This is a genomic window from Sorangium sp. So ce448 (genome assembly GCF_051520915.1).
Lineage (GTDB): Bacteria > Myxococcota_A > Polyangia > Polyangiales > Polyangiaceae > Sorangium > Sorangium cellulosum_B.
The window spans coordinates 9,818,955-9,830,848 of the sequence record NZ_CP150343.1 but is presented as its reverse complement, the minus strand read 5'-3'; the positions used below and the strand labels follow the sequence as shown (position 1 = coordinate 9,830,848).

Annotated in this window: 12 protein-coding genes; 8 read left to right on the top strand and 4 right to left on the bottom strand. The window is 71.2% G+C overall.

From position 1 onward, the window contains the following. The first annotated feature begins 326 nt into the window (after positions 1 to 326). The gene (locus WMF45_RS37170; RefSeq protein WP_437710510.1) at positions 327 to 1,574 is read left to right on the top strand and encodes a LuxR C-terminal-related transcriptional regulator; all 1,248 of its coding nucleotides are present in this window, start codon (positions 327 to 329) and stop codon (positions 1,572 to 1,574) included. 342 nt (positions 1,575 to 1,916) lie between these two features. Here the strand turns inward: WMF45_RS37170 and WMF45_RS37165 are convergent, their stop codons facing one another. Further along, the gene (locus WMF45_RS37165) at positions 1,917 to 3,044 is read right to left on the bottom strand and encodes an STAS domain-containing protein (RefSeq protein WP_437710508.1); all 1,128 of its coding nucleotides are present in this window, start codon (positions 3,042 to 3,044) and stop codon (positions 1,917 to 1,919) included. A gap of 461 nt (positions 3,045 to 3,505) precedes the next feature. Between WMF45_RS37165 and WMF45_RS37160 the strand changes: the two genes are divergently transcribed. The 7 genes from WMF45_RS37160 to WMF45_RS37130 all read left to right on the top strand — a co-directional run bounded on the left by WMF45_RS37160 (position 3,506) and on the right by WMF45_RS37130 (position 10,227). Continuing rightward, a complete protein-coding gene (locus WMF45_RS37160; RefSeq protein ID WP_437710506.1) occupies positions 3,506 to 4,483 on the top strand; it encodes a DUF4202 family protein in 978 nt (325 codons plus the stop codon). After that, a complete protein-coding gene (locus tag WMF45_RS37155; protein WP_437710504.1) occupies positions 4,480 to 5,559 on the top strand; it encodes a CgeB family protein in 1,080 nt (359 codons plus the stop codon). Before WMF45_RS37160 ends, WMF45_RS37155 begins: the two co-directional genes overlap by 4 nt. A gap of 40 nt (positions 5,560 to 5,599) precedes the next feature. Further along, positions 5,600 to 6,328: a sugar phosphate nucleotidyltransferase gene (locus WMF45_RS37150; protein WP_437710502.1), complete on the top strand. Its 729-nt coding sequence runs from the start codon at positions 5,600 to 5,602 to the stop codon at positions 6,326 to 6,328. Between the two features lie 11 nt (positions 6,329 to 6,339). Next, positions 6,340 to 7,152 carry a TIGR04290 family methyltransferase gene (locus WMF45_RS37145; RefSeq protein ID WP_437710501.1) on the top strand — a complete coding sequence of 271 codons (813 nt, stop codon included), beginning with the start codon at positions 6,340 to 6,342 and terminating at the stop codon, positions 7,150 to 7,152. After that, a complete protein-coding gene (locus WMF45_RS37140; RefSeq protein ID WP_437710499.1) occupies positions 7,149 to 8,033 on the top strand; it encodes a beta-xylosidase in 885 nt (294 codons plus the stop codon). The genes WMF45_RS37145 and WMF45_RS37140 overlap by 4 nt, the downstream gene beginning before the upstream one ends. Positions 8,034 to 8,314: 281 nt before the next feature. Beyond that, complete coding sequence (locus tag WMF45_RS37135; RefSeq protein WP_437710497.1) at positions 8,315 to 9,181, top strand: PIG-L deacetylase family protein; 867 nt, start codon at positions 8,315 to 8,317, stop codon at positions 9,179 to 9,181. Then, positions 9,172 to 10,227 carry a glycosyltransferase family 4 protein gene (locus WMF45_RS37130; protein WP_437710495.1) on the top strand — a complete coding sequence of 352 codons (1,056 nt, stop codon included), beginning with the start codon at positions 9,172 to 9,174 and terminating at the stop codon, positions 10,225 to 10,227. The genes WMF45_RS37135 and WMF45_RS37130 overlap by 10 nt, the downstream gene beginning before the upstream one ends. 78 nt (positions 10,228 to 10,305) lie before the next feature. Here WMF45_RS37130 and WMF45_RS37125 read toward each other — a convergent pair whose 3' ends face one another. The 3 genes from WMF45_RS37125 to WMF45_RS37115 form a co-directional block, all read right to left on the bottom strand. After that, a complete protein-coding gene (locus WMF45_RS37125; protein WP_437710493.1) occupies positions 10,306 to 10,773 on the bottom strand; it encodes a hypothetical protein in 468 nt (155 codons plus the stop codon). Between the two features lie 81 nt (positions 10,774 to 10,854). Next, positions 10,855 to 11,211, bottom strand: a complete 357-nt coding sequence (locus WMF45_RS37120; RefSeq protein WP_437710491.1) for a DUF4150 domain-containing protein — start codon at positions 11,209 to 11,211, stop codon at positions 10,855 to 10,857. A 33-nt stretch (positions 11,212 to 11,244) separates the two neighbouring features. Continuing rightward, entirely contained in the window at positions 11,245 to 11,835 is a 591-nt protein-coding gene (locus tag WMF45_RS37115; RefSeq protein ID WP_437710489.1) for a DUF3540 domain-containing protein, read from the bottom strand. Between the last annotated feature and the right edge of the window lie 59 nt (positions 11,836 to 11,894).

The window sequence follows — 11,894 nt, the reverse complement described above, 5'->3', positions numbered from 1 at the left end:
CTGTTCCCGTCCCCGGATTCAGCGCGCGCGTGCAGCGCGCGGAGGTGCAGCCGGGCGCCTCGGGGCACTCGAGGCCGACGTGCTCCGGACACGCCGTGCCGTCCAGGGTGAAACGCGCCTCGCTGTCCGTGGGGCACACGAGGCGCTGACACGCGGCCGGCGTCGTGCAGGACCACGCGCCGCCCTGGCAATGACAGGCCGGCCCGCAGTCCGACTACCCGCCGCAGGTCATCCCACGATTGCGTCGTCAGGGCGCGCTTGCTTTCCTGACAGCGCTGACGTTTCCTGCCGTCCGATCCGCGATCGATCCTGGAGGCGAACCCCCCATGCCCCGCGCGACTCACGAGGACGTGCCCCGCCGGTTCGAGATCCACACCAGCGACCACCACACCGCCGTATCCATATGGGAGGGGCTTTACGGGGAAGTTGACCCCGCGCTCCCGCGCGGTTTCGAGTGGCGCGCCCACGCCGTGGACTTCGGCCCCATCCTCTTCGTCCAGGACCATACCAGCGACGCGATCTACCTGGACGCCCAGGTGGACGCGCCGATGCTCGTCATTCCCGTCCGCGGCAGCGGACGCGCTGCGCTGGGACGCGACAGCGCGACCCTGGGACACGGTGGCGGCCCAGCCATCTTCTCGGCTCACGGCCGCTCGAAGGTGAACTACGACAGCGCGATGGAGGTCATCACGGTGCGCTTCGACCGTGGCTATCTCTGCTCCCAGCTCGAGTCGATCACCGGCGAGGTCGTCCGCGAGGACTTCCAGTTCCAGCTCTCGCTGGACTCCCGCGCCGGGAGCGGATCCTACGTTGAGCGACTTTGCCGCTTCATGGCCGCCGAGATCAACGCGGGCACGGACATCGATCACCCCAAGGTGTTCGCCGGGCTGACCGAGTCGCTCTCGCGCGCCCTGCTGATGGGGCAGCCTCACAACCTCGCTCACCTGCTGGAGCGGCCCACGCCGCCGTCGAGCCGGACGGTGCTCCGGCGGGTGGAAGAGTACGTGGACGCGCACGCCGCCGGGCCGATCAGCGCGATCGATCTCGCCGCCGTTGCCGGGACGAGCGCCCGCTCGGTCGAGGCGGCATTCCGCGCGCACCGCGGGACCTCGCTCGGAACGTTCTTTCGCGATCGGCGCCTTGTCCGCGCGCAGCGGGCGCTGCTCGCCGAGCCGCACCTCGCCGTGCTGTGCGTCGCGCGCGCCGCCGGCTTCGCCCGGCGCGAGGTCTTCGAGTCGGCGTACGTGCGCGCGTTCGGAGAGCGCCCGGAAGAGACTCGCCGGCGGGGGCTCCTCGCCGCCGGGACGGCGCCCGGCGAGGCGGAGCCGAGCCAATGCGCGGCGCCTTCCGCCGCCGTCGAGCCTGCCACCGTCGCGGCGCGGATGGCGCTCCTCTCCGCGCGGGAGCGCGAGGTCTGCGAGGGCGTCGCGCGGGGGCTGCTCAACAAGCAGATCGCGGAGGCGCTCGGGATCTCCGAGCGGACGGTCAAGGAGCACCGGGCGCGCGTGATGGCCAAGCTGGAGGCGAGGTCCGCTGTGGAGCTGGGGATCCTGCTGCAAAAGGCACGTGGATAGCCGCATACCTACGTCTCCTCGGCGCGACGACCCGTGACGCTGCCCAGAGGCTGAGTTCGCCATTGAGCCTGAAGAGGGACATGAGGACGAGCGGTGTCTCGCGCTCCATCGGCGACACTCCTTTTCCGGTGGAAGGTGCCGCGCGCAAGCTAGCGATACGAAATGCGATCGACCATCCGTACCTTGGTACGGCTTGTGGTCCCCGGCGAGATGTGGTTCAATCGCGACGGCGCCGACTTCGTCTTTTCGTCGCTCGCTGCCCGGGTGAGCACCGCGCAGCGCTCATCGTTCAGGCGATGTTCCGATGAGCCAGGGCGAGTCGTGGAAGGGGTACTCTCCAGCTCAGCGCTTCCTCGAACGCGAGAGGCCCTGGGCGATGGAGCCCACGAGGGTGATGCCCGTCCCGTCGAAGCCCGATGCCACCAGGGTGCGGGCCAGCGCGGGCTGGATGCCCGTGATCATGGGGGACGCGCCGAGCAGCCGGATGGCTCGCACCATGTCGATCAGGTGCCTGGCGCCGGCGTCGTCGAGCGCCGCGGCGCCGGTCATGTCGAGTATCACGCGGTCGACCCCGCTGCCGGCGATCGCCGGCAGGAGCCGCGCCGCGATCTCCGCGCTCCGCTCCCGGCTCAGCGCCCCGATGATCGGCAGCGCCAGCGCGCGCTCGCCCACGTCCAGGATGGGCGCGGAGAGGGCGAGGATCTCACCGCGCTGCTGCTCGACGAGCGCCAGCGTCGCGTTCAGCTCGTCCAGCAGGCGGCCGCGCTCCTCGGCGGAGCGCTCGGCGCCTATCCGCGCCGTCTCGTCCGTGTGGTGGAACAAGACCCCCAGGACGCCCGTCACGGGATCACGCACCGCTCGCCCCTCGATCGCGTGCAGGCGCTCCCCATCCACGGTGCGGACGAGCATCTCCCGCGTCACGATGGCGCCGTCCAGCGCCGCCCTGAGCATCGCGACCGCCTCGCCGGGCTCACCCAGCCAGGCGCTCCACGTCCCGGTGCGGCCGAACGCCTGCAGAGCCGCTGGGTTCTGCATCAGGAGTTCCCCGCTCGGGTCGACGAACGCGATCATCACGGAGGTGTGGCGCAGCGCCTCGATGCCTCGGACGAGCTCCGGCTCAGGCGCTCCCTCGGTGGGAAGCGCCTGGTTCAAGATCGCGATTCGCCCATCGTCGAGCTCGATGCTCGAGGAGTGGAGCGTCACCGTCACCGGCACCCCGCGCGGATAGAGGGTCCAGTTCTCGCGCCCGACGCCACCCTCGCGCAGCTGCGCGGCGAGGGCCTGGGTGCGCGTCCGGACCCGCGCGGGCGCCGTCGAGAGATCGCGCGCGAACAGCTCGTCGCGATCCTGCGCCCGCCACAGCTCCAGGCCGGCCTCGTTCACCCAGCAGAGCCGCATACGGTCCACGTCGAGGACCCACACGGGGATGGCCGACAGCTCGAGCCCGGCCAGGCGCTGCGCAAGGTGCATCGGCGTCACACTCGCTTATCGGGCTGCGGCGCGCAATAGAAGCCGGTGAGCCGCGCGATGCTCCTCGTGAATTCGGCTTGCGTGTTCGTGCGCGAGAAGGGGGCAGACGGCGGTGAGCGGGAGGTGCGGTATCAGCGGCGGTGGGCCACGCCCGGGCGACCCCAGGCGGCGCGCGCGCAGCCCAGGCGGACCAGGTACGGCGGTCGTGGCAGGGCGGCCGCGGAGCGGACGCCGGGGCTCGCGGCGGAGCGTCGAGGGCGATGGCCGCGGCTGGCGCCGCTACGGCGATCCCACGTCTCGCGCTCATTTCTTTCCCGACGTTGCTCTACGGAATTTCCGCGATGGTGCGGTGAGGACCACGGCGATAGGTTCCCCACCTGCGATCCAGGTTCGTCCGCGGCAGCCGCGCGCGGCAGCTGTGTCGAGCTCCATCCCGGTGGCTGACCGGAGAGCGCACGCTCATGCTCAAGCGCCTCATCCTCATTGATGGCCCCTCTTCGAGCAGCGATGGACCCTCGATCCGCGGGACGCCGCTGCTCTCCCCGTCCGACAGCGCGGCGCTCTCCAGGGAGTTCCCTGGCGTGGAGGTGGAGAGCGGCGCGCCCGGCCCGTCCGGGGGGGCGCTCCACGCTGTCGTCGACGCCCGCGCGTGGCGCGCGTCGGCGCTCGACCTGTGGGCGCTCGACACCCGCCTGCACGCGCTCGACGCCGGCGGCCTCTTCGACCTCCGGATCGAGGGGCTCGAGCGAGCGGGCGCCGCGCGCGCCGCCTACGAGGTCCTCACACGGTGCCAGCGCTTCATCCGCAGGAGGAACCCCGCCTCCGGGACGGCGGTCTTCGCCCGGGTCCTCGGGCGGCACCGGGAGCTCCACGATCTCGACAGGCCGCTCGTCCGCGCCGACCACGATCATGCGATCGACGTCTGGCAATGGATGCTCCGCCTCGATCCGCGCGCCGGCGTCGCCGTCCAGGTGGCGGCGCTCTTCCACGACGTGGAGCGGCTCGTCTCCGAGGCGGACGTCCGGAGAGAGCACCGCGCCCCGGACTACCAGGCGTTCAAGGACGAGCACGCGCGGCGCGGGGCCGCCCTGACGCGCGCCGCGCTCGCCGGCGTCGGGCTCGCGCCGGAGGTCCTCGACAGGATCGGCGCGCTGGTGGCGGCGCACGAGCGGCCGGGGGACGACGCCGAGCTCGCCCTGCTCAACGACGCGGACGCGCTCTCGTTCTTCTCGCTGAACAGCGCCGGGTTCCTCGACTGCTACGGGCCCGAGCACACCCGCGCCAAGGTGGCGTACACGCTCCGCCGGCTCCGGCCCGAGGCCAGGGCGCTCTTGCCGCGGATCCGCTGCCGCCCCGAGGTGGAAGCGATGATCCCCGGCGAGCCGGGCAGGCCGCCGGCGCCGGAGACGCAGGCATCGAGGAGGTCCGCTCCGCCATGAGGCTCGTCATCTTCGGTCTGACGATCAGCTCGTCCTGGGGCAACGGCCACGCCACGCTGTGGCGCGGCGTCGTCTCCGCCCTCGGGCGGGCCGGGCACCGCGTCACCTTCTTCGAGCGCGACGTCCCGTATTACGCCGCGCACCGGGATCTGACCGCGCTCTCGCACGGCAACACGCTCCGGCTCTACACCTCGTTCGAGGACGTCCTCCCCGAGGCCAGGCGCGCCGTCCGCGAGGCCGACGCGGCGATGGTCACGTCGTACTGTCCCGACGGCGGCCCCGCGACCGACGTTGTCCTCGAGTCCGGCGCGCTCAAGGTCTTCTACGATCTCGACACGCCGGTGACGCTGGATCGCATCCAGGCCGGACAGCCGGTGGGCTACATCGGCCCGCGAGGCCTCGCCGACTTCGACTGCGTGCTCAGCTACACGGGCGGCGCGGTGCTCGATCGGCTCCAGGCGCAGCTCGGCGCCCGGCGGGTGTTCCCGCTCTACGGCAGCGCGGACCCGGCGGTGCACCGCCCGGTCCCGCCGCGGGACGGCTTCCGCGGGGATCTCTCGTACCTCGGCACGTACGCCGCCGACCGGCAGGCGGCGCTCTCCCGCCTCTTCCTCGAGGCCGCGAGAAGGCTGCCCGAGAAGCGGTTCGTCATCGGGGGCTCGCTCTATCCCGAGGACTTCCCGTGGGCGCAGAACGGCGACAACGTCCATTACCTGCGCCACGTGGCGCCGCCGGATCACCCGGCGTTCTATTGCTCCTCGCGGCTGACGCTCAACGTGACGCGGGGGGCGATGGCGGCGCTGGGCTACTGCCCTTCGGGCCGGCTCTTCGAGGCCGCCGCCTGCGGGACGCCGATCCTGAGCGACGGGTGGGAGGGGCTCGACCGGTTCTTCACGCCGGGGAGGGAGATCCTCGTGGCGGCGACAACGGACGAGGCGGTCGCGGCGCTCTCGCTGCCGGCGGGCGAGATCGGGGCCATCGCCCGCGCGGCGCGGGAGCGGGTGCTCGCGGAGCACAGCGCCGCGCGCCGCGCGGCGGAGCTCGTGGCCATTCTCGAGTCGGTCTCGGCTCATTGAACGGAGCCGAGGTCGGCTCATCGAACGGAGGGACGGCGCGATGTGGGGAGTGATTCCGGCGGCGGGCCTGGGCAGCAGGATCCAGCCGCTCGCGTTCTCGAAGGAGCTTCTCCCGGTGGGGACGCGCCTGGACGGCGACGTGGAGCGGCCGCGCGCGGTCAGCGAGTACCTCATCGACAGGATGGTCCTCGCCGGCGCGACCCGGCTCTGCATGGTGATCTCGCCCGGCAAGTCCGATATCGTCGAGTACTACGGCGCGAGCGTCGGCCCGGCGCACATCTGTTATGTGGTGCAGCCGGCCGCCGCCGGGCTCTGCGACGCCATCTTCCGGTCGCTCCCCTGGATCGGGCCGGAGGAGGACGTGCTCGTGGGGCTCCCCGACACGGTGTGGTTCCCGGAGCACGGGCTCTGCTCGCTCGGCGGCGGGGGGCTCTCGTTCCTGCTCTTTCCGGTCGAGCATCCGGAGCTCTTCGACGCGGTCGTCACCGACGACGAGGGCCGGGTGCTCGAGATCCAGGTCAAGCAGCGCAACGCGCGCTCGCGGTGGGTCTGGGGCGCCTTCAGGCTCACGGGGGCGGTGATGCGAGAGCTCCACGGCCTCTGGTGCGAGCGCGGGCGGGAGGACCCGTACATCGGGACGCTCGTGAACGAGTACCTCGCCCGCGGCGGCAGCGCGCGCGCCGTGCGGGCCGGAGAGGCCTATGTCGACGTGGGGACGCTGCACGGCTACCACGAGGCCATCCAGCTCCTCAGCCGCGCCGCCGCGTGAAGGGAGGAGCCATGGAGAGGTGCGTGCGGAGCGTCGATAACGCGGCGAAGTGGACGCGCGAGCAGATCCAGGAGCGCGTGCGCGGGCTCGGGCCGTGGTTCCACAACCTCGATCTCCGCGGGGTGAAGACGGCGCCCGACCATTTCCTCGGCGACTACCCCGCGTTCAAATGGAGGGGCTTCGCCGACGCCGTCCCGGCGGATCTCACGGGCAAGACGGTCCTCGACATCGGCTGCAACGCCGGCTTCTACTCGCTCGAGATGAAGCGGCGCGGGGCGGCGCGCGTCCTCGGGATCGACAGCGACGACGACTACCTGGCGCAGGCGCGCTTCGCCGCGGAGGTCTCCGGCGCGGACATCGAGTTCCGGAACCTCTCCGTGTACGACGTGGGCAGCCTCGGAGAGCGCTTCGATCTCGTGCTCTTCCTGGGCGTCCTGTACCACCTCCGCCACCCGCTCCTGGCGCTCGATCTGCTCCACGAGCACGTGGTCGGACACACGCTGATCTTCCAGAGCATGCAGCGCGGCAGCGCGGAGGTGGCGCCGCTGGAGGAAGATTTCCCCTTCTCCGAGGAGGAGATCTTCGACGAGGCCGGTTATCCCAGGCTCCATTTCGTGGAGCACAGCTATGCGCACGACCCGACCAACTGGTGGGTGCCCAACCGGGCTTGCGCCGAGGCGATGCTGCGGAGCGCCGGCTTCGAGATCGTGAACCACCCCGAGCCCGAGGTCTACCTCTGCCGCCGGCGCGAGAGGGCCGCCGGTCGTCCGCCTGGCGCCGTCTACCCGGCGAGGCGAGCTTTGGTGAAGGGAGAGCAGGCGTGATCGAGGCGGTGATGCTCTGGAACGAGCCCAACAACAGGTCGCACTGGGATTTCGAGATCGATCCCGAGTGGACGACGTACGGAACCATGGTGAAGCTCGCCGCGGACGCGATCCGGAGCGAGCGCCACTGGCTGCTGCGCGTGCTGGGCGGCATCTCGCCGATCGATCCGGGGTTCATCGCCAACATGGGGCGGCAGGGCGTGCTCGAGCACGTCGATGTGGTCGCGGTGCACGGCTTCCCTCTCGACTGGAATCACTGGCAGATCCACGAGTGGCCCGCGAAGCTCGAGGAGATCCGCGTTGTGACCGACAGGCCTCTCTGGATCACCGAGATCGGCGTCTCCACGTTCGGCGCCGAGGAGGTGCAGGAGTTCGGTCTCCGGCGGAGCGCCGAGCTCCTCCGCGGCAAGGTCGAGCGGATCCACTGGTACAGCCTCTATGATCTGCCGCGCGCGTGGCCGGCGACGACCCGGCACCGCGAGGCCGAGGGCTCGTCGTATTACCGGCATTTCTACATGGGCCTGCTCCGCGAGGACGGGACGCCCAAGCGCGCGCTCCGGCTCTTCCCGGAGTACACCCCTGAGTTCGGTCTGTGCCAGTGGTTCCACTTCGAGGACCACCGGCTCGACGACGCGGTGGCGTGGCTGAAGGAGCTCGGGGTGCGCCACCTCCGCACGGGCCTCAGCTGGGCCGACAGCTTCCGCCCCGGCGCCGAGGCCTGGTTCGACCGGCAGATGAAGGCGCTCGAGCCGTTCGAGGTGACCCTGACCTACTGCTTCACCCCGGAGCACGCCGGCGTCCGGCCCCACCACACGAGCCCTCCGCATCGGATCGAGGAGTTCGCCGACTTCTGCGCCCGCATGACGCGGCGCTACGCATGAGACGACGCCGTGCGTAACCTGCGCCAAGAGCGCAAAGAGGCGAGGGGCGGGTACGCGTCTGCTCGTCTGTCAGCGCTTTACGCGCCGTCTGGCGCGCCGCGTCGCCGTTTGGTAGTGTGGAGATCGCTGCGTTTTGCGCCAGGACGACCTGGCCGCATGCGCTCCAGGTGGCTCATGTCCCACATCGCGAGCACGCCGAAGCGAAAGAAGAGACCCGAGGAGCACCGCGGCATCCCGGGGGGGCGACCGGAGCTGCGCCGCGGGCGCGCGGAGGTGCCGTCGTGAACCTCGCCGTGCTGCGCCGTCAGGGCCCCTCGGCCCAGGAGCTCGCGTGGCCGCCGTTCTCGTGGCTCTCGTCGGGCCGGGCGCCGCGCTGTCTCGTCGTGCTCGCCCATCCGGACGACGAGACCATCGGGCTCGGCGCGCGGATCGGCCGGCTCAGCCCGATCGAGGTGGTCCACGTGACCGACGGGGCGCCGCGCGACGAGCGCTTCGTGCCGGCGGGCCTCGCCGGCATCGGGCGCGAGCGCTACGCCGCGCTCCGGCGCGAGGAGGTGACCCGCGCGATGTCGGCCGGCAACGTGCCCGCGGGGCGGCTCAGGTGCCTCGGCGCGGTCGACCAGGAGGCGATCGAGGAGGCGCCGAGCCTGACCCGGCGGCTCGTCGAGCTGTTCGCCCGGACGCGGCCCGAGGTGGTGTTCACCCACCCCTACGAGGGCGGCCACCCCGATCACGACGCGGCGGCGCTCATCGTCCACGCGGCGGCGGTGCTCGCCCTCTGGAACGGCGTCACAGCGCCGCTGATCTTCGAGGCGGCGTCGTACCACGCCGCGCGCGGCCGCCTCCTCACCGGCGAGTTCATCGCGCACCCCGGCGTCCCCGAGATCGCGCTCCGGCTCTCGAACATCGAGGCGTCGCGGAAGCGCGCCATGCTGGCCTGCTTCGCCAGCCAGCGGGAGGTGCTCGCCCCGTTCGGCGCGGAGGTCGAGCGCTTCCGGCCGGCGCCCGCGTACGATTTCCGCAGGCCGCCGCACGAGGGCCCGCTCCACTACGAGCGCCTCGGCTTCCCGATCGACGGCGCGCGCTGGCGGCGGCTCGCGGCGAAGACGCTCACGCTGCTCGGCCTCGAGCGCGAGCTGTGCCTCTGACGGTCCTGCTCGTCGGTTATCCGCTCGCGCCCGTGGGTCCGGACGCCGTCGGCGGCGCCGAGCAGGTCCTCTCGATGCTCGACGAGGCGCTCTCGCACGGCGGCCACCGGTCGATCGTCGTCGCCCCGGAGGGCTCCGCGTGCGCGGGGACGCTTGTCGCCACGCCGGCGCCCCCGCCGGGCGCCGTCCTCGACGAGGCGGCCAGGGAGCGGGCCTTTTGCCACCACCGGAGCGCCGTCGCCCGGGCCCTCGACAGGTATCCGATCGACCTCGTCCACCTGCACGGCGTCGATTTCGATCGCTATCTGCCCGAGCCGGGCGTGCCGGTGCTCGCGACCCTCCATCTCCCGCCGAGCTTCTATTCGCCTGCGGTGTTCCGTCTCGAGCGGCCGAAAACGTTCCTCCACTGCGTGTCCGCGACGCAGCGGCGCGCCTGTCCGCCGGAGGCGCGGTTCCTGCCCGAGATCCCGAACGGCGTCCGGCTGGAGCACTACCGGCCGAGGCGGTACAAGCGCGGCTTTGCCCTCGCGCTGGGCCGTATCTGCCCGGAGAAGGGCTATCACGTCGCCGTGGAGGCCTCGGTCCGCGCCGGCGTGCCGCTGCTCCTCGCCGGCCAGGCGTTCGGGTACGAGGCGCACACGCGGTATCTCCAGGAGGTCCTGCTGCCGATGCTGCGCGGCCCCGGGCCTGTGCGGCGCTTCCTTGGCCCGGTGGGCCTCGCCCGGAAGCGCCGCCTGCTCGCGGCGGCGCGGTGCCTGCTCGTCCCCAGCCTTGTGCAGGAGACCAGCTCGCTCGTGGCCCTGGAGGCGCTGGCCTCGGGCACGCCCGTGATCGCGCTGCGCGGCGCCGGCGCGCTGCCGGAGATCGTCGAGCACGGCCGGACGGGGTTCCTTGTGGACGGTGCTGCGGAGATGGCCGACGCGATAACGAGCGTCGACCGGCTCGACCCGGCGGCGTGCCGTCGCGCGGCCGAGGAGCGCTTCTCGGCGGCGGCGACGGCGGCGGCGTACCTCGAGACGTACCGCCGGATCCTGCGCGAAGCGTGAAGCGCCGGGTCGCCGTGCCGGAGGATGGAGGGCGGCGCTCTCGGCCGGCGGCCGCGCCGCGGGCATCGCAAAGGCCTCTCAGCGAGCGTTGCAGGCGAAGACGTGTTCGATGGCGTCCACGCACATCTGCTCCGCGACCTCCCGGGTGACCCGGGCCAGCACCCGGAACCGCGTGAGCTCGGTCAGGGTCTGGTAGACGTTGACCTCGGCGATCACCTCTCCGTCGCCCGCGGCCTCGGCGTTGTAGAAGAGGCGGATCAGGTTGTTCGCCTTCGGCACGCCCCGGAGCAGGAGGTGAAACTCGATGCTGGGGGTCTTCTCGCCCACGTCATGCTCGATCCGGTAAGCGTGCCCTGACGAGGAGAGCTCACGGCCGATGGCCTCGAACGTGGGAACGAAGATGTCGGCCAGGATCCGCCGGAATTCATCGATGAACACCTGGCGCCGGTCCGGCGGGTTGGAGCCGTTCGCGCTCCGGGCCAGGCGATCGCCGTATTTCTTTTGAATGATCCCCAGGCGGATGCGGGTAGTTTCATCGATGGCCACGTGAGTGTCCCTCAGCGGTCAGAACAGGGCGGGATCTCGGGTCGCTCTCGCGGGCGGCTCTCGCTGATGACCGAGCGGACGTCACTTGAGGATCAGGACCTTGGTCTGGCTCGGGACAATGGTCGTCGAGTTCGTGTTGATCTGGTTCCCGAGGCCGTTGGCGCTCAGCACCACCGCCGGTTTTCCCTGCCACAACGTGTTACGTGAGCATCGGAGACGCCTCGCGGGGCCCATGTTGCGGCCGGAGATCACGCCGCCAAGGAGCCCGGGGTTGTCGCCGGAGGTGATCGGAATGGTGGTCGCCAGGGTATGGGCGGGAGCGGGCCCGATGCGCACTTTGTACGCGGGGGACGTCCCCATGGGCTTCGCCGCAAAGTTTGGAAATGGGACGGGGATGGTCGTCGGAAGACGGCAGACGTCCGGGATGCCAAAGTCCATTCCACCGCGCGATGTGATTGCAAACATGTTCGGTCACCCCACCTGGATCTGATCGGCGTCGATCTTCACGACGTGGCACGCGGTGATCTTGGCGTTCTCGCTGTGGATGACGAGGTTGCCCTTGGCCGCATAGTCGATGCGCTCGGCGCGCACATGGTCAGCCTCTTCCACGATGCGGTAGGAGCGCTTCACCCTCTGCGACAGCCGTTCGAGCGCCGAGTCGAGGCTCCGGCCGATCAGCTTGGCCCGGTCGACCTCCCCGCGGGCCATCTTGCTGAGGAGCGTGAACAGCTCCAGCGCGACGTGCCCCTCCTTGGCCTGGACACGGAAGGTCGATGCGGCCATCGAGAGGTCCTTGCCGGCGGCCACGTGTACACCGTCGGGCGCCGCGATGCCCAGCGAGCCGCGCCGCAGACGAATCTGGAGATCTCCGTCGGAGACGAGGTGCAAGGGCGCGCCTTCCTCCCGCTCGAGAACGGCGAGGATGTAATGCGCGCCGTTCACGGCCGTGAGGAGCACCATGTCGCCGGCGGCGGGCTCCAGCAGACAGCTCGTCGCGCGCTTCGCGCGGACCTCGCCGCTCTCGGTCTCGACGATGTACGCGGAGCCATCGATGCGGAGCACGGCGCCGTGTTCGCCGTGGGCTTCCCGCTGGGTCTGTCTCGCTCTTGCTGCGCTCTGCA

Excerpts from the sequence above, each read along its gene's own strand:
- WMF45_RS37150 (WP_437710502.1), top strand. The coding sequence starts at position 5,600 with ATGTGGGGAGTGATTCCGGCGGCGGGCCTGGGCAGCAGGATCCAGCCG.
- WMF45_RS37170 (WP_437710510.1), top strand. The coding sequence starts at position 327 with ATGCCCCGCGCGACTCACGAGGACGTGCCCCGCCGGTTCGAGATCCAC.
- WMF45_RS37160 (WP_437710506.1), top strand. The coding sequence starts at position 3,506 with ATGCTCAAGCGCCTCATCCTCATTGATGGCCCCTCTTCGAGCAGCGAT.
- WMF45_RS37120 (WP_437710491.1), bottom strand. The coding sequence starts at position 11,211 with ATGGACTTTGGCATCCCGGACGTCTGCCGTCTTCCGACGACCATCCCC.
- WMF45_RS37165 (WP_437710508.1), bottom strand. The coding sequence starts at position 3,044 with ATGCACCTTGCGCAGCGCCTGGCCGGGCTCGAGCTGTCGGCCATCCCC.
- WMF45_RS37155 (WP_437710504.1), top strand. The coding sequence starts at position 4,480 with ATGAGGCTCGTCATCTTCGGTCTGACGATCAGCTCGTCCTGGGGCAAC.
- WMF45_RS37145 (WP_437710501.1), top strand. The coding sequence starts at position 6,340 with ATGGAGAGGTGCGTGCGGAGCGTCGATAACGCGGCGAAGTGGACGCGC.